This is a genomic window from Sphingosinicella sp. BN140058, from assembly GCF_004135585.1.
Classification (GTDB): Bacteria; Pseudomonadota; Alphaproteobacteria; order Sphingomonadales; family Sphingomonadaceae; genus Allosphingosinicella.
In genome coordinates this window covers 769,098-789,614 of the sequence record NZ_CP035501.1, presented here as the reverse complement: position 1 = coordinate 789,614, position 20,517 = coordinate 769,098, and the positions used below count along the sequence as shown (strand labels likewise).

21 protein-coding genes are annotated in these 20,517 nt (G+C 64.5%); 6 read left to right on the top strand and 15 right to left on the bottom strand.

Annotation, left to right across the window (positions count from 1 at the left end; genetic code table 11):
- Nucleotide 1: 1 nt before the first annotated feature.
- The 4 genes from ETR14_RS03630 to ETR14_RS03615 all read right to left on the bottom strand — a co-directional run bounded on the left by ETR14_RS03630 (nucleotide 2) and on the right by ETR14_RS03615 (nucleotide 4,987).
- Nucleotides 2-2,437 (bottom strand): hypothetical protein, encoded by a 2,436-nt coding sequence (locus ETR14_RS03630; RefSeq protein WP_243455743.1) that lies wholly within the window; start codon nucleotides 2,435-2,437, stop codon nucleotides 2-4.
- 161 nt (nucleotides 2,438-2,598) lie between these two features.
- Entirely contained in the window at nucleotides 2,599-3,405 is an 807-nt protein-coding gene (locus ETR14_RS03625; RefSeq protein WP_129383406.1) for a fimbria/pilus periplasmic chaperone, read from the bottom strand.
- A gap of 104 nt (nucleotides 3,406-3,509) precedes the next feature.
- Nucleotides 3,510-4,262 (bottom strand): hypothetical protein, encoded by a 753-nt coding sequence (locus ETR14_RS03620; RefSeq protein ID WP_243455742.1) that lies wholly within the window; start codon nucleotides 4,260-4,262, stop codon nucleotides 3,510-3,512.
- Between the two features lie 200 nt (nucleotides 4,263-4,462).
- Complete coding sequence (locus ETR14_RS03615) at nucleotides 4,463-4,987, bottom strand: spore coat protein U domain-containing protein (protein ID WP_129383404.1); 525 nt, start codon at nucleotides 4,985-4,987, stop codon at nucleotides 4,463-4,465.
- 478 nt (nucleotides 4,988-5,465) lie between these two features.
- Here ETR14_RS03615 and ETR14_RS03610 point away from each other — a divergent pair, with 478 nt between their 5' ends.
- Nucleotides 5,466-6,059: a helix-turn-helix transcriptional regulator gene (locus ETR14_RS03610; RefSeq protein WP_129383403.1), complete on the top strand. Its 594-nt coding sequence runs from the start codon at nucleotides 5,466-5,468 to the stop codon at nucleotides 6,057-6,059.
- Nucleotides 6,060-6,521: 462 nt separating this feature from the next.
- Entirely contained in the window at nucleotides 6,522-8,282 is a 1,761-nt protein-coding gene (locus tag ETR14_RS03605) for an ABC transporter ATP-binding protein (protein WP_165356297.1), read from the top strand.
- A gap of 75 nt (nucleotides 8,283-8,357) precedes the next feature.
- Here the strand turns inward: ETR14_RS03605 and rfbB are convergent, their stop codons facing one another.
- The 10 genes from rfbB to fucP form a co-directional block, all read right to left on the bottom strand.
- Nucleotides 8,358-9,425: a dTDP-glucose 4,6-dehydratase gene (gene rfbB, locus ETR14_RS03600; RefSeq protein ID WP_129383401.1), complete on the bottom strand. Its 1,068-nt coding sequence runs from the start codon at nucleotides 9,423-9,425 to the stop codon at nucleotides 8,358-8,360.
- Nucleotides 9,425-10,282, bottom strand: coding sequence for a dTDP-4-dehydrorhamnose reductase (rfbD, locus tag ETR14_RS03595; protein WP_129383400.1), 858 nt, complete (start codon nucleotides 10,280-10,282; stop codon nucleotides 9,425-9,427). Before rfbD ends, rfbB begins: the two co-directional genes overlap by 1 nt.
- Nucleotides 10,279-10,827: a dTDP-4-dehydrorhamnose 3,5-epimerase gene (gene rfbC / locus ETR14_RS03590; RefSeq protein WP_129383399.1), complete on the bottom strand. Its 549-nt coding sequence runs from the start codon at nucleotides 10,825-10,827 to the stop codon at nucleotides 10,279-10,281. Before rfbC ends, rfbD begins: the two co-directional genes overlap by 4 nt.
- Nucleotides 10,824-11,705 carry a glucose-1-phosphate thymidylyltransferase RfbA gene (gene rfbA, locus ETR14_RS03585; RefSeq protein ID WP_129383398.1) on the bottom strand — a complete coding sequence of 294 codons (882 nt, stop codon included), beginning with the start codon at nucleotides 11,703-11,705 and terminating at the stop codon, nucleotides 10,824-10,826. The genes rfbC and rfbA overlap by 4 nt, the downstream gene beginning before the upstream one ends.
- Before the next feature lie 80 nt (nucleotides 11,706-11,785).
- The gene (locus tag ETR14_RS03580; protein WP_371416739.1) at nucleotides 11,786-12,142 is read right to left on the bottom strand and encodes an L-rhamnose mutarotase; all 357 of its coding nucleotides are present in this window, start codon (nucleotides 12,140-12,142) and stop codon (nucleotides 11,786-11,788) included.
- Between the two features lie 19 nt (nucleotides 12,143-12,161).
- Nucleotides 12,162-12,926, bottom strand: coding sequence for an SDR family oxidoreductase (locus ETR14_RS03575; protein WP_129383396.1), 765 nt, complete (start codon nucleotides 12,924-12,926; stop codon nucleotides 12,162-12,164).
- The gene (locus ETR14_RS03570) at nucleotides 12,890-14,101 is read right to left on the bottom strand and encodes a UxaA family hydrolase (RefSeq protein WP_129383395.1); all 1,212 of its coding nucleotides are present in this window, start codon (nucleotides 14,099-14,101) and stop codon (nucleotides 12,890-12,892) included. Before ETR14_RS03570 ends, ETR14_RS03575 begins: the two co-directional genes overlap by 37 nt.
- 112 nt (nucleotides 14,102-14,213) lie before the next feature.
- Nucleotides 14,214-15,218 carry an aldo/keto reductase gene (locus ETR14_RS03565; protein ID WP_243455741.1) on the bottom strand — a complete coding sequence of 335 codons (1,005 nt, stop codon included), beginning with the start codon at nucleotides 15,216-15,218 and terminating at the stop codon, nucleotides 14,214-14,216.
- Nucleotides 15,215-16,039, bottom strand: coding sequence for an amidohydrolase (locus ETR14_RS03560; RefSeq protein ID WP_129383394.1), 825 nt, complete (start codon nucleotides 16,037-16,039; stop codon nucleotides 15,215-15,217). Before ETR14_RS03560 ends, ETR14_RS03565 begins: the two co-directional genes overlap by 4 nt.
- On the bottom strand, nucleotides 16,036-17,304 hold the full coding sequence (gene fucP, locus ETR14_RS03555; RefSeq protein WP_243455740.1) for an L-fucose:H+ symporter permease: 1,269 nt from the start codon (nucleotides 17,302-17,304) through the stop codon (nucleotides 16,036-16,038). The genes ETR14_RS03560 and fucP overlap by 4 nt, the downstream gene beginning before the upstream one ends.
- A 296-nt stretch (nucleotides 17,305-17,600) precedes the next feature.
- Between fucP and ETR14_RS03550 the strand changes: the two genes are divergently transcribed.
- From ETR14_RS03550 to ETR14_RS03535, 4 genes are all read left to right on the top strand, one after another.
- Nucleotides 17,601-17,945 (top strand): hypothetical protein, encoded by a 345-nt coding sequence (locus ETR14_RS03550; protein WP_129383393.1) that lies wholly within the window; start codon nucleotides 17,601-17,603, stop codon nucleotides 17,943-17,945.
- Nucleotides 17,946-18,481: 536 nt separating this feature from the next.
- Entirely contained in the window at nucleotides 18,482-19,054 is a 573-nt protein-coding gene (locus ETR14_RS03545) for a hypothetical protein (protein ID WP_129383392.1), read from the top strand.
- A 12-nt stretch (nucleotides 19,055-19,066) separates the two neighbouring features.
- Nucleotides 19,067-19,384 carry an antibiotic biosynthesis monooxygenase gene (locus tag ETR14_RS03540; protein WP_129383391.1) on the top strand — a complete coding sequence of 106 codons (318 nt, stop codon included), beginning with the start codon at nucleotides 19,067-19,069 and terminating at the stop codon, nucleotides 19,382-19,384.
- 240 nt (nucleotides 19,385-19,624) lie between these two features.
- On the top strand, nucleotides 19,625-20,014 hold the full coding sequence (locus tag ETR14_RS03535) for an RcnB family protein (RefSeq protein ID WP_129383390.1): 390 nt from the start codon (nucleotides 19,625-19,627) through the stop codon (nucleotides 20,012-20,014).
- Nucleotides 20,015-20,116: 102 nt separating this feature from the next.
- Here the strand turns inward: ETR14_RS03535 and ETR14_RS03530 are convergent, their stop codons facing one another.
- Nucleotides 20,117-20,452, bottom strand: coding sequence for a hypothetical protein (locus ETR14_RS03530; protein ID WP_129383389.1), 336 nt, complete (start codon nucleotides 20,450-20,452; stop codon nucleotides 20,117-20,119).
- Nucleotides 20,453-20,517: the final 65 nt, after the last annotated feature.

The window sequence follows — 20,517 nt, the reverse complement described above, 5'->3', positions numbered from 1 at the left end:
CTCAATTGGCCTTCGGCAGGGTGATCGTGCTCAACTGAACGAGGCCGTCGGATGTCTTCGGGACCTCGAATTCGAACCCTTCTGCCATACCATAAACTTCGACTCGATAGCGGCGACCCGGCAGAAGGTTGGCAATGGCGAAGCGTCCAACCGAATTGGTGAAGAACGGCACGGGGTCCGCGACCGGTTCGCCGATTGCGACAACACGTCCTCCGACGAGGGAGACGGGCTTCGCGTCGGCGAGCACGAGGGTGCCGACGGCGCTGACGAACGCATCGGTGCCGATCCGCATCGCATAGCCGCTGCGATAGGGCGGGCGGACACGCACCACGCCGGCCCCGGTGTCGTAGCCGGTGGGCGCATCCTCGACGTCGTAGCTCACCGACTGGGCGACATAGGAACTGAGGAAGTTGTTGACTGCCGCGCCGAGCGCTCCGCTTTTGCTGATATAGTCGTTCTTGGCGAGCGACTGGCCGGCGACGACTTTTCGGTTGCCGAGATTGTCGTGCGGGTAAAGAAGCATGAAGCTGTCGTTGATCCGCCGGCCCACGCCGAACTGCCCATCGGCGAAGGCGAGCGTCGTGCCGACCCGAACGGTGCTCACATTCACGCTGCCGAACGACGACAGCCCTTCTCCATAAGCGGCATGGCTGACCGACGCATCGAAGCGATTGCCGATATAGTCCGCAAAGCCCTGGGCGCTAACCTCGTCCTCCTGACGCGTGACCAGGCCGCCGAAGCCGATGCTGTTGATCTCGTTGAGATTGGATTGGGTATAGGAGAGCTGCGTGGTTTCGGTGCTGCTTTCGTGTCGCAGCTCGGCACGCCGCCGGTAATCCGGCTGGAAGGCGATCGAAACCGTGAAGCCCAGCCCGTCGCCGCGCGCGAAGCTGTTGGGGAAGCGCGCGTAATCGACGCCGGCGCGCAGAGTCCATTTTGGTGAGAAGCGATAATAAGCCGAAGCGCCTATGCGATAGCTGTCGCCCTGGTTGCCGCGGCTCGACAGGTACGAGGCGGTGACGATGCCCAGCAGCTTGTCGTTGAAGGTGCGCGAATATTGGCTGCTCAGCGACCAGGCGGTCGAGTTGATCCCCTCCGGATTGCCGAGCGTCGCGAATTTTTTCGAGAGGTAATCGGCGCGCAGCGTGAAGCCGTCGATGCGGCCGCCGCGGTCGATCAGCTGGTCGAAGGACACCCCACCGGAAAAGCCTTGTCCGACCTCGTCGGCGTTGCTGACGCCGCCGTCGAGCAGCAGGCGGCCGCCCCGGGTGAGCACGAATTGGGTCTGCCCGGTGACGGTCTGGATCCGGCGGCTGGCCTGCAGGCCGACGCCGATCGCCGGACGATCCAGGAACGCCTTTCGCCAGAAGCCGGAAAAGGCGATCGGTCCGCCGTAACTCGGCGAACGACCGAAGCTCTGGTCGGTCGGGCCGAGATAGGCGGCGAACTCGTAGTCGCCGGGATCGAGATCGATCGGATCGAGATAGGTCTGGTAGGACAGGTTCTGAACGAAGCCGCTATTGTCCCGAACTTCGATCTGAACATCGTTGCTGCCGGTGACCAGCGGCAACGAGCTGAAATCATAGGATCCGGCATCGAGCCGAAGTTCGCGATAGAGCACGCCGTTGCGCATGACGCGGACGGTCGAATCGCGCTGCAGAACGAGCTGACGATTGCCTTGCAGCACGGCCGAGCGGAAGCTGTTGAAGCGCCTCCGCTGCCGCGTGACGCCAATGCCCCCGATCTGGACGAAGCTCTGCTGGCCGCGTGTCTCGGGCGTGAGATCGCCCAGATACCAGCGCCGGAAGTCCTCGGGCTCGTCATAAACGAACCGCGCGAAATTGCGGTCGAAGCGGTAGCTGCTGTCGGACAATCCCAATTCCTGGGAGAATTGTCCGTCCCCTTCGAACACGACTCCCTTGTACCGGATCGCGCCGTTCAGAGCGACCGTCGGCGGATCGGCATTGCTGCCCTCCCAATAATAGCTCTCGATCAGATTGAGGTTGAGATAGGCGGAAAATCCGGCGGGCTGCAGCGTGATGTCGTCACGGTCGGGGCGCGGCGGCGCGAACAATTGCTCGACCGAGCGCTGCGACGGATCGATCCGGAGCACCACCACCGACAAGGTGGACGGATCATATTCGAGAGCGACCCCGGTCGCCGCAAGTTCGTCTGCGCTGAATGTCTTCCCGCTTAGCCTGCCCTTCAATGCGACAAGAGCCGAGTCGTTGAGCTGCGGCGTGATCAGCCCGACGAATATCGCCGTATCGACTACGAGCCGGTCGTCGAACGTCAAGCGCACCGGGATGTCGCCGAGCGTGCGGTTGCGGTAGGTCAGCGGCACCGTCATGTCGACGTCCCGCTCGTACGGGTTGATGTCGGGCCGACCGTGTCGGCCCATCGGGACCTGCGGCACGCCGACGGTCGGCAGCGGCACGGTTGCGGACGGGGTGGAGGCGGGGGACGGCGGCGAGGGCGTCGCCGTTACCGCGGGGCTGCCCCGCGGTGCTGGGCTTGGCAGGGGCACCGTCGCCTGTCCGAGCGCTTGACCCGCGCCAAGGGCGCTCCATGCGACCGTGCAGAGGAGGGCCGCAAGCCTCACTTCGTGAAGCTCACCTTGATCGGCTTGGCTGCGAATGGCTCGACCAGCGGCAGCTTGAAGGAGCGCTCGCCAAGGGCGGGCACATATCCGGTACCCAGAACGCGATTGAGCTCCTCGGGCTTGATGTCGATCCGCATCGCCTTGCCCTGGCTGTCGGTGCCTTCGAGGCGCCAGCCCATTCCGGCCATCATTGCGTGACGGCGGCCGCTATTCTTAAGCGTGACTTCAACGCCGGGGCCGGGCGGTGGTGCGGCGCCGCCGCCCGGAGGGGCAGGGGCCTGATATTGGATCGGCCGCGCGCCGATCGCCTCGACGTTCGGCGAAGCGCCAGGCGGGGCGACGACCACCAGCGCTTTCATGTGATAGACGATCTGAACCTGTGCGCCGTTGGCATTGGCCTGAGCCGCATCGAGGGCCACCGGAAGCTGGTTCACCGACACGTAGTAAGCGCGGGAGGCGGGCAATTCGGGCGGGCCGACCCACTGCAGACGCACGACCTGGCGGCCGTTGGTCGGGAGCACGCCCTGGGGCGGAAAGACGAGGAAATCCTCGTCGGCCGGGCTTTCCTTGATGTTGCCGCTCTCGTCGAATTCCATCCGGGTCACGCGCGTTTCGAACGCAAGCTTGCCCGGATTGAGATTCTGAATTTCGAGGCGGCCGACCGCGGCGGAGCCCCGCGTCTCCATCTCGAGCACCATCGGCGACACGCGCATGGCAAGCGCCGCAGTCGAAGCAATCACGCCGACCGCGGCGATGGTCACGGCGCGCCAGAGCGCGCGCGGAGAGATGTTGAACGCTTTCATGCCCCACCCGAACGGACGTTTACATCCGCCCCTCATGTCTTCGAATTGCTAAAGAAGGGGAAAGATTGCTCTTTCCCCTTCTCGTTCTGCGTTCGATCCGGCGATTACTGCGCCGCGAGGGTCAGCGTCAGCGTGTCGGAGTAGTTGCCGGCGACGAGGCCCTTATTCACCGGCGGTGCGGTGATCGCCATCGCGAAGGCAGAGCGCCACGCACCCTGGTTCACCGAGTTGGTGCCGGCGGTGTCGGCGACGGTCAGGCTCTGGGCAATGCCGTTGGCGGTGGTGCCCTGCGGCGTGCCGGTCCAATTGGCCTGCACGGTGTAGGGGATGTTCGCCTGGAACTGCTGCGAGTCGTAGCTGCCCGGCGCCGCGTTCTTGAGGCCCTGATTGCCGTTCAGCTTCGTCAGCGTGACGCTGTTGTTGAAGTTGCAGCCGGCCGTGGCGCTGGTGATCGCCGCAACCGCGGGGCCGACCATCTCGAAAGCGTCGCTGACATTCTCGTTATTGCCGGTGCGGACGCCGATCTGGCCGAAGTCAATCGCGGTCGCGGAACCGTTATTGCCCGCATAGAAGGAGCAATCCTTGGTCACGTTGCCGGTGAGCGCGAACGCCGTCGCGACGGTCGGGGTGGCAGTCTGGGTGTTGCCGAGCGCACCGGCATTGGCGGTGTAGCGGGTTCCGACGCCGAGGAGCATGCCTGCTTCGTTGGCAGCTGCGGCGATCGCGCCGCCGATGCCCGACGGATTGGAGATGGTGAACGGACCACCCGCATAATGGAGCTGGCTGGTCTGAGCCTGGGCGGACGTCGCGCCGAGCATTGCGGTCGCTGCAAGAGCTGCGGAGATGAACTTCTTCATGGCTATACTTCCCCATTTTATCGAAACAGCGCCCCGACGGAATGCCGGTTTGTCTGTTGCTGCGCTTCCCTAGTAGAAGAGTTGCAGCGGTTGCAAGTCAGACATCAGTAACGTGTTACTTGTGTCCGATCTTGGTACGCTAAACCGATGGCTAATTTGAGTTGCACGAAACATTGTGCGCCATCGGTGAAGTTTAAGAATCAGTTGGGCGTGATCGTGATGGTGATCGTCTCACTATAGTTCCCGGCGAGAAGTCCTGCCTCGCCGGAGGCGGTGCCAAGATTGATTGCGAGCGTCATTCCTTCCGTTGCGATTCCCTCATTGGTCGAGAAGGCCGGGCCGCTGAGCAGTTGCCGACTTTCGAATTCCTTGCTGAGGGTGGCGGCCTGTGGCCGACGGATCGGCATGCGGACGCCGATATTGTAGGGCAGCGTCCCTGCATAAGGACCCTGGCCCATCGGCATCTGGGCATGCGCAAGACCGCCATTCAGCGCCTTGATCGACATTGTGAAGGGCACGTTGCAGTCGAGCTGCAATTGCGCCGTGACGGCGAGGCCCGGCCGCGTGATGTCGCCGAAGTCCATGTCGCCGGCGCTGCCCATTGCGCAATGCTCGGCGATCCGGCCGCGCACCTCGAGATCGAGGCTCCTGACGTTGTCGATCTCCGCCGCTGCGGCAGGCGCAGCAGCGAGGATAGCGGCCAAGGCCGCGGTCGAGAGTCGCATGGACACTTTCCCCATTCCCCAAACGACGCGCAGCCCATCATCCCCCGGGCCGGCGCGGCGCCCCCATCAGCGTCTGACGAACCATTTTCGATTCGCCGTCCCCTGCTGCGGTAAACGGAGTGTTAGGGGTTTTGGCGTGATGGTCGCATCCCCAACATTGGTGAGGTTTGCGATTAGTGGCGGAAACGTCCGGAAATTTCTCGTGTCAGTCCAGATTGTTAGTGATACGTAATGATAACTGAGTGGATTTCCCGACCCGTTCGACGTTCCGTTAAGAGACAGGTCAGGATCGAGTCGTTGCGGAGAGCACGGCATGTCGTGGGCCGATGCGAAGCCGGTCGTGCGTACCCTTGCTCCGCACCGGGACAGGCGGAAGTCGTTTGCGTTTTGATCTCACGGGGGAATGATCTAGCAGGAGGACACGGGCACGCTGTGGGGGCAGCAGTCTGCAATAAGATAATGAAAACAGGGGGGGAATATGCCTGATGCCGAACCGCCTTCGGCCGTGGATCGGCCGAAAGCCGAGTTGCTGGCCTTGCGCTGGCTGGCGCTCGAAGAGACGCCGCATCTACTCGTTACCGACACGCTGATGCTCTTGTGGGCGAACGGCGCCGCGCGGTGCGCGTTCGATTCCGCCAGCGATCTCGCCTTGCGAGACGGCATCGTTTCAACGGCGCAGCGCAGCGCGCAATCGGCGCTGATGCGGTTCGTCGAGGCATGTGACGAATCGGTGTCGACCCTTTGCATCCCGTGCGAGAACGGGGGTGGCCACCTGCTGCTCCGCGCGCGTCGACTCGGATCCGATCCGGCCAATGCCAGCATCGGCATCACCTTCCATCGCAGCATCGATTTCGTCGCGCGGTTCGCAGATGTTGCGTCCGCCTTCCAGTTGACTAGGAGTGAGGACAAGGTGCTCCACAAGATGCTCGACGGCATGACCGCGGACGAGATCGCTGCCGCTATCGGGCTCTCCATCGAGACGATCCGAAGTCACATACGCAACATCTACGTGAAGGTTGGCGCGACAAGCCGGGAGGGCCTGTTCGCACGGCTTCGTGCCTTCAGGATCTGACGCGGAGACGGATAATTGTTCGCAAGTGCAGCACCGGGCTTTGTTGCGAGCGCGATACGAGATAGGGCGCTCGTGGGCAGATGGGCTGTCCCGCAGGGCACGGGCGGCAACGCGGCTGAAGCGTGCGGACGCGTGCGGCTCTGCACCCGGAGGTGGCATGAACGACTGTTGGCGCCCGATTGACGACATCCCTCCTGCGGAACGAACTTATCTGATCGCGTCGTCGGGAGCGTGCCGGGTGGCCGTGCTGGTTTGCGGGGATGGCCCCAACGGACCGTGGCGGGCCTTCATGGACCCGCATAGCGACGAGCTCCTGGCATGGCCGACGCACTGGATGGAGGTACCGCCTCTGCCCGGTCAGCCGTAAGCCGCGGCGGCGACGAGTCGCCCAAAGGGCGGTGCGCGCCGTCCTGCCCGATCAGAAAGGTGTGGAACTTCGCCGCCTTTGTGACAGAAGCGGGCATGCTCTCCTCGCAGGACCAATCCGTCGCCGCTGCGCTGCGCTCGCTCTATAAGCAATTGAGCTCCGCTCGACGCCGCAGCTTGTGGCTGTTGCTGATCGTGATGATCGGTGGCGCTGCTGCCGAAATGCTGACTTTGGGGGCGGTGCTTGCATTCCTGCAGGCCGCGGCAGATCCTGAATCCGGTCGCTGGCTCGGGCGCGTGCTTGCACCGCTGATGCAGATGACGGGTCTCCCGCTGGTTCCCTTGGCTGCAGCGCTCCTTGCCGTGGTTGCGATCTGCGCCGGCAGCCTTCGCCTGCTTCTCACCTGGCTCACGCAATGGACAGCGATGGCAGTCGGCCACGATCTCGGCACGGCAGTGTTCGGCCGCATGCTGCGCCAGCCGTACAGCCAGTACCTTCTCCGCAGCAGCAGCGAGCGCCTGAGCGGCATGGAAAAGGTGCACCGTGCGACCTTCAACCTGCTGCTGCCGACGATGCAGGGTGTGGTGGCGGCCATGCTTGCCGTCGGCATCGCGCTCTTCTTCCTGGTCATCGATCCGATCACGATCATCGTCGCCGGCGCTGCGATCACAGGCATTTACGGCGCGATCGCTTGGGCGACCGGAGGACGGCTCCGACGCAATTCCGCGATGATCGCGCGCTTGATGACGGAGCGTACGGCGGCCGTTCAGCAGGGTTTGGGCGGCATTCGAGACATCCTGCTGGAAGGGTCGCAACCGGTGTTCGAGGCGCGCTTCGCCGATCTCGATTCGCGCTATCGCCGGGGCCACGCCGTTCAGGGCTTCATCGTCAATGCGCCCCGTTATGTCGTCGAAACCACCGGGATCATCATCCTGGTCGGGATGGCGGCGGTTCTGAGCAGTCGCCCGGGGGGGCTGACGGCCGCCGTGCCTGCGCTCGGCGCGATCGCTCTCGGCGCGCAGCGACTGCTACCGCTCGCTCAGCAGGCCTATTTCGGATGGGGCCAGTGCCGGGGCAATCTCCACACCCTGATCGACGCCTTGCGCCTGTCGCAGCTACCGACCTTGGAAGGACCGCTCCAGGCCGAACCCGAACCGATGCGAGAGGGCATCGTCTTCGATCGGGTTTCCTTCAGCTATCCGGGGGGGCGCAGAGCGATCGAGGGCGTCTCGGTCAGCATTCGGGCGGGTGCGCGGATCGGGATCACCGGCCCGACCGGAAGCGGCAAGAGCAGCTTTCTCGATCTCTTCATGGGACTTCTGGACCCGGATGCGGGTGAGATACGGGTCGACGACCGACGACTCGACGCAAGCCGCCGCGCCGGATGGCAGGCCAATCTCGCCCATGTTCCGCAAACGATCTTCCTGTTGGACGACAGCATCGCGGCGAACGTGGCATTCGGGGTGGCCGCTGATCGGATCGACATGGATCGCGTCATGTGGGCCGCATCGATCGCCGAGGTCGACAGCTTCGTTCGCGATTTTCCGGAAGGCTATCAGACGATGGTGGGGGAACGGGGCGTGCGCCTGTCGGGCGGCCAGCGCCAGCGTATCGGGCTGGCGCGGGCGCTTTACCGCAACGCGGGCGTGTTGATCCTCGACGAGGCGACGAGCGCGCTGGACGAGGCGACCGAGCGGACGATCATGACGCGGCTCGCGGCCGAGCTGACCGATGTGACGTTGATCATCGTCGCGCATCGCGCAAGCTCGCTCGCTCCGGCCGAGACCATCCTCTTCTTCGAGAACGGCGTGCTGCGCGCCGAGGGAGAGAGCTTTGCCGACCATGGCCGGCGTTGAACGAGCGACCGGAAGGCACTGGCGGACGGGCAGCACGTCGGTGTGGGGGTGGATAGAAGGTGAGAGAGGCCGCCGCTAACGGCTGTTGCTCCCGTCCATCACCGCGCGCCACCAACATTCGTTGGCAAGATACCAGGCGAGCGTCGCGCGCAATCCTGCCGCGAAGCTGCGTTCCGGCGTGTAGCCGAGTTCCTTCCGGATCTTGCCGTCGTCGACCGCGTAGCGGCGGTCGTGGCCGAGCCTGTCGGCGACATGCCGCTTGAGGCATTCCGAAGCGCGTCCTTGCGCCGCGGGAGCGTCCGGAAACCGACTCGCAAGAGACGGATCGGCTTCGAACGCCGCATCGATTCCGGCGCAGACCGCGTTCACCACCGCAAGGTTGGGGAGTTCCTCGCCGCCGCCGATATTGTACGTTTGCCCCGGCCGTCCGGAGAGCAGGATGCGCTCGATGCCGCGGCAATGGTCATCGACATGCAGCCAGTCGCGCACGTTCATTCCGTCGCCGTAGATCGGAAGATCGATGCCGCGCAGACAGTTTACCACGAACAGCGGGATCAGCTTTTCCGGAAGTTGGTACGGCCCATAATTGTTCGAGCAGTGGCTGATGCTCGTCTCCAACCCATAGGTCCGTTGGTAAGCGCGGACGAGGTGATCGCTGGCCGCCTTCGATGCGGAATAAGGGGAATTGGGTGCGAACGGCGTCGTCTCGGTAAACGCCCGGTCATGGGGCCCGAGGCTGCCATAGACCTCGTCCGTCGAAACATGGTGGAAACGATGGGGCTGCCCGCTGCCTTCGTCGAGCCACACCGCCTTGGCGGCCTTGAGCAGGCTGTGGGTGCCGACGATGTTGGTATCGATAAACGCGTCCGGGCCGTCGATCGAGCGATCCACGTGGCTTTCCGCCGCGAAATTGACGATCGTGTCGATCCGGTAGCGGGCGAGCAGCGCCCGGATCGCAGGGGTATTCCGGATGTCCTCGACGAAAAGGGGGACGTCGCTCACCCCATCAAGGTTGGACCGGCTTCCGGCATAGGTCAGTGCATCGACGATGATGATTGCATCGTCCGGTCGCCGCTGCCGCCAGTGGCGAACGAAATTCGCTCCGATGAAGCCAGCACCGCCGGTGACGAGCAGGTTCGCCATCAAGGCTTTCCCGTGAGACAAGCGCGCAGGTTGGCCCGCCAATGCGGCGGGTGCGTCCCGAGAACGCCCCAGGTGGCGCTCTTGTCGAGGACCGAAAATGCGGGACGCCGAGCTTGTGTCGCATAGTCGGCACTGGCGATGGGGACGATCGGTCCAGCCCGTTCGATCAGCCCGGCCGAAACCGCTTCTTCCTCGATGGCGACCGCGAAATCGTACCAGCTCGCAATTCCGGCATCGGTGAAATGATGGATCCCGCTCGCCCCTGAATCGGCCAGGGCCCAGACAGCGGTTGCGAGCGACCTCGCCCAGGTCGGCGTACCGATCTGGTCGGCGACCACGCGCAACTCTCCACCGGCGGACATCCTCCGGAGCATGGCGGTGACGAAATTCGGTCCTTCACGATCATAGACCCACGCGGTGCGCACAATCAGCGCATCGGGACAGGCGGCGACAACGGCGAGTTCGCCGTGCCGCTTCGTGTGCCCGTAAACGCTGATCGGCCGCGCCGGAGAGTCGGCCCGGAGAGGCCGCGATGCCGTCCCGTCGAACACGAAGTCGCTGGAAAGATGCACCATCTTTGCGCCGATGGCGTGCGCGGCCTGTGCCATCCAGCCGGGCGCGTCGCCGTTGACGCGCTGGGCTGCGTCCGGTTCGCTCTCCGCGCGATCAACGGCCGTATAGCCCGCCGCATTGAATATCCACGCCGGCCGGTGCCGCGCGATCGCATCGGCGGCCGCCCCCGGATCGGAGATGTCGCAGCCATGGCGATCGAGTGCGACAAGCTCGGCTTCTGGCGGAGCGAACGCCGCAAGCGCTCGCCCGACCTGACCCGCCGCGCCGAAGATCAAGACCTTCACGAATAGACTTCGGCATCGCGCAGCAGCGGCGCGGACCGATCCTTTGCGGCGAGCAGCGGCGCCGCCGTATCAGGCAAGGGCCAGTCGATACCGACGGCCGGATCGGACCAGAGGATGCTCCGCTCGTCCTTTGGGGCATAGAAATCCGTGCACTTGTAAAGCAGCTCGGTGCCGTCCTCTAGACTCAAAAATCCGTGGGCGAAACCAGGCGGAACCCACAGCATCCGTCCATTGTCCGCGCTCAGCACGAAGCCGATCCAGCGTCCGAACGTCGCCGACGATGTGCGGATGTCGAGAGCGACGTCGAAGGCGGCGCCGCGTACCACCCGAACGAGCTTCCCCTGCGGCCGGGTAAGCTGATAATGGAGGCCCCTCAAGACACCTTTGGCCGATCCGCTGTGATTGTCCTGCACGAACTCGGCGTCGATGCCCTGCTCCTCGAAGGTTCGGCGATTCCAAGATTCGAAGAAGAAGCCACGCTCGTCCTCGAACCGCCGCGGCTCGATCAGTTTAAGGCCGCTCAGTCCGGCATCGGCAACCTTCACCGGCTGCGTCCCCCCTGCAGCAGCCCGAGCAGGTAATCGCCATAACCGCTCTTCTGCAGCGGCTCCGCGAGGCGCACGAGTTGGGCGGCGTCGATATAGCCCATCCGCCAGGCGACTTCTTCCGGACAGCAGATCTTCAGGCCTTGGCGGTCTTCGATGATCTTGGTGAAAAGGGCTGCGTCGAGGAGCGATGCGTGGGTTCCGGTGTCGAGCCACGCATAGCCAGCCCCCATGATCTCGACGTTGAGCGCGCCGGCCTCCAGGTAGAGCCTGTTGACGTCGGTAATCTCCAGTTCGCCTCGCTGCGAGGGAGCGATGACGCCGGCATATTCGATGACTCGCTCGTCGTAGAAATAGAGGCCGCTGACCGCGTAATTGGATTCGGGTCGTTGCGGCTTTTCCTCGAGCGACACCACCTTGCCGTCCTTGTCGAACGAGACCACGCCGTAGCGTTCCGGCTCGGCGACATGGTAGCCGAACACCGTCGCCCCGGACGGCCTCTGATCGGCCCGCCGCAACAGTCCCGCAAGATCGTGGCCGTAGAAGATGTTGTCGCCAAGGATGAGGGCGCTCGGGGCGCCATCCAGAAACGCCTGGCCGACCAGAAATGCGTCGGCGAGCCCGCGCGGTGTCTCTTGCACCGCGTAATGAAGATCCAGGCCCCATTGCCTGCCGTCGCCCAGAAGACGCCGGAATGCCGGCTGATCATGCGGCGTCGTGATGATCAGGATCTCCCGGATTCCCGCCAGCATGAGCACTGACAGCGGGTAATAGATCATCGGCTTGTCGTAGACGGGCATGAGCTGCTTGCTCGTGACGAAGGTAATCGGGTGCAGCCGCGTCCCCGCACCGCCGGCAAGTATCAGCCCCTTTCGCACCCAACCTCCTCACCGTCCCGACCAGCGGACGCCGTCATGGCAGCGCAAAGTCACAAAAGGCAAGCATGACCGATGCCGGCTCAAGTGGCGGCGGAGGCTGGGTTCAGCGTGAATATGGCTTTGCCGGCCAGCCACTTCTCGCCCGGTCGGGCCCAGGGCAAGGGTGTCTGGAACCGATCCATCAGACGTTCCCAGGCGAGCACGGCGGGGTTGGCACGGTCTGCCTTTGCCTTCTCGGCGGGATCGTAATTCTGACCGGTGTCCATGATCATCACCAGCCGGTTGCCCGAGCGGTAGATTTCCATCTGCTCGATGCCCGCGGCGCGGATGCTCTCCAGGATCTCGGCGGGAACGCCCCCCGGCGCATGATGCGCTTCATAGGCGGCGACGAGTTCCGGTTCGTCGACCAGATCCAGAAAGAGGACGTGACGCGACACGGGCGCTCCTGCAGTCATGTCAATTGACCCAGCCGCCGTCGATGACATGGACCGCGCCGGTGGTGAATGCGGACTCGTCGCTGGCGAGATAGAGCGCCAAGGCGGCGAGCTCCTCCGCCCGTCCGAGCCGTCCCATCGGCTGACGACCTACGAAGGCTTCGCGAGCCGCCTCATAGTCCCCGGTATCGCGGAGCCGTTGCTGGAGCGAGGGCGTGTCCACGGTTCCTGGGCAGATTGCGTTGCACCTGATGCCGTGCTGGACGAAATCGGCGGCGACGGCCTTCGTCAATCCGATCACCGCGGCTTTGGTGGCCCCATAGGCGAAGCGGTTGGGAATGCCCTTCACCGAGCTGGCGATCGACGACATGTTGACGATCGAGCCGCCGCCGCGCTCGAGCATGGCCGGCAGGAAGGCGCGGATCGTCCGGTACATGGCGGTCACGTTGATCGCGTTCGAGAATGCCCAGGCCTCCTCGTCGCAGTCGAGGATCGTGCCCGAGTGGACGAAGCCGGCGCAGTTGAACAGGATGTCCACAGGGCCCACCGCTTCTCGCAAGGCGGCCACCGCCGCCGCATCGGTAAGATCGGCGAAGTGTGGCGTGCAGCCGTCCACCGCCCTCAGCGCGTCCTGGTTGATGTCGACAGCGTGGACGATCGCCCCCTCGGCGGCGAACAATTCCGCCGAAGCGCGGCCGATGCCCTGGGCCGCCGCGGTGACCACGGCGATCTTGCCGGAGAGACGGCCGCTCACGCCGCGTGCCTCGCAGCAGCGGTGGGGAGGCATGACGGGCCTATCGGCTCGAAGGCCTTGTAGGTTAGGATGAATTCCTGGTGGCCCAAAGCTTCGGAAACGGTGCGCGCACCTCCCGCGACGGCAACGACCTCGGCGTAAATCTCATCGCCGACCTCGGCGAGGGTCGCCTCGCCGTCGAGGATCCGGCCCGCATTGACGTCCATGTCGGCGGCGAGGCGGCGTGCGGTTTCCGGATTGGCGCAGATTTTGATCACGGGCGCGATTGCGGAGCCGACCACCGAGCCGCGCCCGGTGGTGAACAAGGTGAGGTGCGCACCGCAGGCGATGAGCTCGACGATTTCGGCATTGTCGGAGATGTTCGGGAAACCCCAGCGAGGATCGCCGTCGGGAACGACGTCGAGAAGGAACAGACCTCCGGTGGGCGGAACATCGCCCGGCTTGATGATGCCGCTGATCGGCGACGAGCCCGATTTGGAATAGGCACCCATCGATTTTTCTTCGATCGTGGTCAGGCCGCCTTCGGCATTGCCTGGCGCGAAGCTGCCGAACCCCATTGCGGCATAATAGGTCTCCGCCTTGGCGACGCACGCCTCGATCGCGGCGCCGAGTTCTTGGGTGATCGCCCGCTCGGCCATGATCGTCTCGCAGCCGACGAGCTCGCCGGTCTCCTCGAAGATGCAGGTGGCGCCCTCTGCGACCAGCCGATCGAAGGCGCGGCCGACCGCCGGATTTGCGGTGATGCCGCTGGTGCCGTCGGATCCGCCGCAGATCGTACCTACGACGAGCTCGTCGATGCTCATCGGAGCTCGCGGTGTTGCATCGGCGGCGCTTCGGACCCGTTCGACTGCCTCCAGCCCTGCCTGTATCGTCGCCGCGGTGCCTCCGGCCTGCTGAATGACGAGCAACTCGACCGGACGACCGCTCGCCGCGATGACGTCCCGCAAGCCCTCGCGATCGAAGCTCTCGCAGCCCAGCGAGACGATTACCATGCCGCCCACGTTCGGGTGGTTGGCGATGGCGCGCATGATCTTGGTCGCGTAGGCATTCGGGTAGCAGCCGGGGAAGCCGATGAGATGCACGTCGGGATCGTCCGCCTTGTCGACGATGCGCCGGGCGACATGATGGGCACATTCGACGAGGTAGGCGACCGCGACCACGTTGCGGATACCCTTGCGTCCGTCGGAGCGAAGATAAGCATTGAACATCTTTATACTCTCAGGATCGAGCGCCGCTCCTGCAGGAGCGCGGGATTGGCGTTGAAGGGATCACGGTCGTGCCGTCTCGGCGGCGGGCAGAAGGAAAGGGGGCATCGGCCGTTCATGGCAGGCCGACCGGTTCGGGTCGCGGTGTGCGGACGAGCCCCTCCGTCTTCAGTGCCGTCCAGAGCGCGTCGGGGATGGGGTAAGCGAGCCGCTCCATCATCTCCTCCACTTGTTCCTCGCCGGCCAGGCCCGGGATGACGCTCGCGACGCAAGGATCGCAGAAAGGAAATCGCAGCGCCGCGACAGGGAGCGGCACATCATGGCGTTCGCACACCGCCTCGATCGCGGCGGCATTGAGCAGGACGCTCTCCGGCGGCGCGCGATAATCGTAGCGCAGGTCGCGCACGATGCGGGTGGACTGCGCGAGAATGCCGCTATTGTACGGGCCGCCGACGATCAGCTTCACGCCTTTTTGCCGGCACAGGGGCAGCAAGCGATCGAGGGCGCTTTGATCGAGCAGGGTGAAGCGGCCGGCGAGCAGAATGAAATCGAGGTCGACTCGCTCCAGCATCTCGACGCAGATCTCCGTCTCGTTGACGCCGATCCCGATCGCTCCGGCCGCGCCCTGATCGCGTAACGTCTGCATCGCCGCGTAGCCGCCGGCCAGGAAATCGCGCAGATGCCGATCGCTTTCGGGTCCGTGGGTGAGCGGGCCGAGATCGTGCGCGAGAAGGATGTCGATCCGGCTGCGTTGGAGACGACCGAGGCTCTCCTCGAAACTGCGCAGGATTGCGTCCCGTCCGTAATCGAAGCGGGGTTCGAACGGTGCCGCGTCGACGAAGCCGTGACGCTCGCCGGCAGATTGCTCGACAGGGTCGAGCAGACGGCCGACCTTGGTCGAGACGACGGCCTCTCCCTTCTGGTCGAGCACCGCCAGCGCTGCGCCAAGTCGGCTCTCGGACAGACCGAAGCCGTAATGCGGTGCGGTGTCGAAATAGCGGATCCCCGCGCGCCACGCTGCGGCGACCGTACGCAAGGCCTCGTCGTCGCTGACCGGGAGGTACAGGTTGCCGATGGCGGCACAGCCCATGCCGTAGGCCGGAAGCGAAATCCGGGTCATGCCGTCACCTGCGACTTCAACCGATACCAGCGACGGGCATTGGCCGAGAATATCCCGTCATGCGCCGCTTGCGGGACCAGTGCGACCGCTTGCGCCTGCCAGGCGGCATAATCGGAAACGGCGTTAATCACTGGCCAATCGCTTCCCCAGAGGACCCGATCCGATCCGAATAAGCCAATCAATGCGTCGACATAAGGGACGATTGCGTCCTGTCGAGCGCCTCCGCACTCGGTCAGCAGCCCGGACAGCTTCACGGCCACATGATCATGATCCGCAAGCGGGGCAATGCGTTCGCGCCATGCGGACAGACCGTTGCTATCGCCGATGCGCGGCTTGGCGGCGTGATCGACGATGATGCGGAGCGGCAGGCGGGCGGCGAGCCGCCCCAATGCGGGCAGATGCTCTTCCCGCACCAAGGCATCGAGGCTGAGGGCGGCATCCGCGACGGCGGCAAGTCCCGCTGCAAGATCGGGGTCATCGTAGTAACCTGCCGGCCGATGCTGGACCATCGGGCGAAGGCCGGCGAGCTTCGGGCACGCCGCCAGAGCCTGAACGCGGCGAGGGGCATCGGCGCCCGCGATATCCGCCCAGCCGACCACGGCTGCGATCCGGTCATCGTCCGCGGCAATCTCGAGTAGCCATTCGGTGTCGGACGCGGCTTCCTGGCTTTGGACGAGAATTGCCTCCTTGATCCCGCAGACTCCTGCCGTTGCCCAATAGTCATCGAGCACAAAGTCCCGATGGAGCGGACCGTCTGCAGCGCTTGGCCAGGTGCAGCCGTTGCGCCCCAGCCGCCAGACATGGACGTGGGTGTCGATCATGCGGCGGCCCCCGCGGACTTGCGCGCAAACAGGATCACGGCGACGAACGCGGCGCTTGGCACGAGCATGGCAAGACGGATCGTGCCGGTGAGGTCGGACAAAAGTCCCATCGCTGCGGTGAGCACCGCCCCGCCGATGATCGCCATGACGATCAGCGACGAGCCGAGCTTGGTCAAAGGTCCGAGGCCACGCAGCGACGCCGCGAAGATGGTCGGAAACATGATTGACATGAAGAAGCTGGCCAGGGTCAGCGCAACGACGCCGGCCATGCCGCCGACAACAGCGGCGACCAGTACCAAGGCCGCGTTGATGGCCGCGAACCAGGCGAGCAGACGCAAGGGATCGGTCCTTTTCATCAGCATCGTACCCGTGAACCGGCCGGCCATGAACAAGACCAGTGCGACTATGAGGAGATCGGCGGCCCGCTTTTCGGGGGTGCCGGGGAGCTCAGCCTGCACATAGCGAATGGTGTAGCTCCACAGGCCCACTTGGGCTCCCACATAGCAGAATTGCGCGAACACGCCCGACAGGTAGAGCGGACGGCGGAAGAGCTGGCGGAACGCTCCGCCGCCGCTGCCGAGATGAGACTCCCGCGAACGTCCCGCGACCGCGGGAAAACGGGTAAGGGCGATCAGCAGGGCCCAGAACAGCACGCCGAGACCGATGATCAGATACGGCGTGCGCACCGCGGCTGCTTCCTGTGCGCGCCACGCTTCGACCGCCGCGGGGCCCATCGCAGCCAACTCCTCGGGCGTTCGCTCGATACCGGAGAGAATGAAGGTACTGCCGATGACGATGCCGGCAATGGAGCCGAGCGGATTGAACGCTTGCGCGAAGTTGAGACGCCGTTCGGCATCTTCCGCGGGCCCGAGCGAAGCCACCATCGGATTGGCTGCGGTCTCGAGGAAGGCGAGCCCACCGGCGATCACGAACAAGGCCGCCAGGAAGAACAAGTAGCTCTGGGCATGAGCTGCCGGCACGAACAGGAGCGCCCCGGCGCCATACAGGCCGAGACCGAAAATTACCGCATTCTTGTAGCCGTAGCGCTGCATGAACAAGGCGGCGGGAATGGCGACCAGGAAATAGCCGAGATAGAAAGCCGACTGCACCAACCCGGATGCCAGGTCTGAGAGCGCGAACGCCTTGCGGAAATGCGGGATCAGCACATCGTTCAGATTGTTCGCCATGCCCCAGAGGAAGAACAGGCTGACGATGAGGCCCATGGCCAAGCCCCCCTTGTTCCCGCGCCCGCCGTCAGCGACCATGATCCACTCCTTGTTGCCGATCTCTATCGGATCGTCCCGACCAGGCTTATCGCAAGTAACTTTCACTTGTGGAAGGTACTTTTGCTGCTGAGAGCCCTGTGTCCGTGGCCCGCGTTACCTAGGCTGCGGGAGCCGGCGCGATGCTGGCAAGGGCAGCTTTCAACCCTGGACCTCCTGCGTTGCAGCATATGCATCTGCTGCAACGCAATATGCAGTTGCAGCCCGAAGGCGAACAGGCAATCGTCGCTTCCGAGAGGATGGCGCCCTGGAAGCTCCCGGTGACTGGAGACTTTAACATGATCGGACATCTGCTGCTCGGCGTTGCCGGTTTGTCCCTTGCCACGGCTGCTGTGGCGCAGCCGATTTCCAATCGGATTTCGGTGGACGGCGTTACTGCCGATTATACCAAGTCGGCCGACGATGCCGGTGCGCTTCATCTCGAAGGTCGGTTCGTCGAGACGCGAGAGGCCTTCCATTTCATCGTCGCGCCCGATGGCCGGGCTCACGGCAATGTGGCCGGACGCGATGTCCGCTTCCGGGTTGCCACGTCGGTGCGTGCGGCGGCAGTCGGCCAGTCGGCTCCGCGCACGGCGGCGGCCGGCCAAATCGCTCTTGCAGCGGAGCCGGCGTCGGACCGCTAAGCGACTTGCAAGCCCAACCGGGGAGAAGGTGATGGAGGAAGATGACCGCGCCTATTTCTCGCGGCGGGCCGAAGAGGAGATCAGCCGCGCTCAGGCGTCCGACACGAGGCGGCGGTGAGCGCCCACTACCGCCTCGCAGGATTTTACCTCGACCGCGTATTTGGTCCTGGTTCTCAACCTGGTCATTCGATCGACGCGATCGGCTGACAAGGTCCGAACCCAGTCTGCGTACCGGCCGCCGTGTTTCCTTAGGCGATGCGGCGGCCCTGTTTTTTCCGTGCACGCGCCGGGTTCCTCTCGGGCGCGATCCGGTGCTGATCCAGTCGCCTCGGTTTCGTTCACCCCCGCCATCATCTCTCCGGATCCCGTGGTGCGCTCCGTTCGTATGAGTGATGCCGCGCGGCTTCGGACCTTTCCTTCTTCGGTCCAGGACATGTGACGATGCGGTCCTTGCCCCAGGGGATCCGCCGAAGAGAGATTGAATGGTCGAAACGAAGATCGGAATTCGCGCACGTGACGGCTGGTTGAGGAGCTTGGTGGCCGGTTGTGCCACCATCCTGCTCGGTCTCGCATTGCTGCTCTTTCCCGCCAGCGGCCTCGATCGTTTTCTCCGAGTTTCCGGCGGCGCCTTCCTGTTGGCGGCAGCGATCGAGATACTGGCTGCGGCGGGCGGCGAACGCCGAGACGACCAAATCGCCGCGCTTGCACTCGGCGCCGGCGGGGCGCTTTCCGGATTTATGCTGCTCGCGGCCGCGGAAGCACCGCTGCACCGGCTGAACCTTCTTCTGATCGGCGCCATTGCCGTGCGCGCGATCAGCGCCGGATCGGTGGGCATGCTGATCGAGGCGCGGGGACGCGGGTGGATGCTCTGCCGGGGTCTCAGCGATGCGGCCGTGGGTATCCTGCTGGTGGTCACGATGTTTGCGGTCCTCGCCGCCCTCCCGTTCGCCAGTCTCAGCACCGGCTTCACCAAGGCGCAATCGAGCGTGTCGGCCGATCTGCGCTACTTCATTGCGGCAAGCCTCGTCTTCGCGGGCGGAAGCCAGCTGATCGTCGTCTTGTGCGAGCCGGTCACACGGCGCATCAGGGGCGGGAACGCAGTCGATTAGACCGGAGGATCGATGATCTGCAGGATGTGGAAGGGGTGGACGACGATCCAGAACGCCCCTGCCTATGAGCGTGTGGTTCGGGGCGAGGTGATACCGGGCATCGAGGCGATGAAGATACCCGGCTTCCGCCACATCGATCTGATGCGGCGCGACGCCGGCACGGAAGTCGAATTCCAAACGATCATGTGGTTCGACAGCCTGGAGGCGATCACGGCCTTCGTCGGGCCGGATGCCGAGGTGAGTCACGTCCCCGCGGCGGCGCGTGCGGTACTGACGCACTTCGACGCGCGAGCTGCCCATTTCACGGTGATCGACCGCCGCCCGCAATAAGGGGGGCTATTGTCGTTATGAGTTCAGCGCGGCAAACCCAGCGCTGCTTAGAGAAGCAGTTGCGAGACATGCCGACCTGCATTCGGGCAGCGATCACTTCCAGGACGCCAGCCGGCCGTCGAGGAAGTAGAGGGTTGCGACAAATCGCGACACTTTCCCATCCGCTCCGACAAAGCTGAGCGACCGGCGGGCTCCAGATATGTCTCAACGCTGGATGACGGCGCACCAAGGAGACAGATCATGAAGACCCTCAAGACGCTCGTTCTCGCCACCGTTGCGGCATCCGTGGTCGCGGTTCCCGTCGCCGCCGAGGCGGCGCCTTATGGCCGCCGGGACAATGGCCGGATCGAGCGGATCGAGACTAAACGTGTCGTCCAGCACGACAACGGCCGCAAGGTGGTCAAGGTGAAGCAGGTTCGCCGCGACGACCGCGTCGGTGCCCGCAGCTTCCGCAAGGGCGAGCGTTTCGACAGCCGCTATGCGCGCAACTACCGGGTGATCAACAATCCGCGTGCCTACCGGCTCTACGACGCGCCGCGCGGCTATCGCTGGGTCCAGTCGAACAATGATGCGGTGCTGGTCGCGATCACCAGCGGCATCATCGGCGCGGTGCTCGGCAACGCCTTCTGAGGCGGACCATCGGCTCGTGCACGGGGCCTCGTTGCATGACGCTTCGAGGCCCCGTGCGGTTCCTCGCGCGTGCGGGGCTGCGGCGCCGCTTACGAGCTACCCTCAGCCCTCGAGCGCCTCGAGAAGATCGTCGACAATCTCGTGCAGCGCTCCTTGAAGGTCGGGATTGCCGAGGTCGAACAGGGCGTCAGCGATCGCTTCTTCATGACGCGGCTCGAAGCCGAGGTCTTCGCGACTCTCCACCAGGCTTGCCCACGCTTCGACCTCGCCTGCGGTAAGCGTCGCCGCGGCGAAGCGGCGAACCACTGCCGCGATATGCGTGCGGCGGAGCGTCTCCACCGGCTCGTCGCTCCATTCCAGGCCGTCGAGCGCGTCGTTCAACTCCGGCAAGGGCCGATCGAAGGCAAGAAGAGATGCGAGAATGCTACGGCGATCCATGCACCCTCCTAGCATCGGCGTCCCTTCGGATGGAAGGCGGACGGGCGGAGACCTGATCCTGAGGC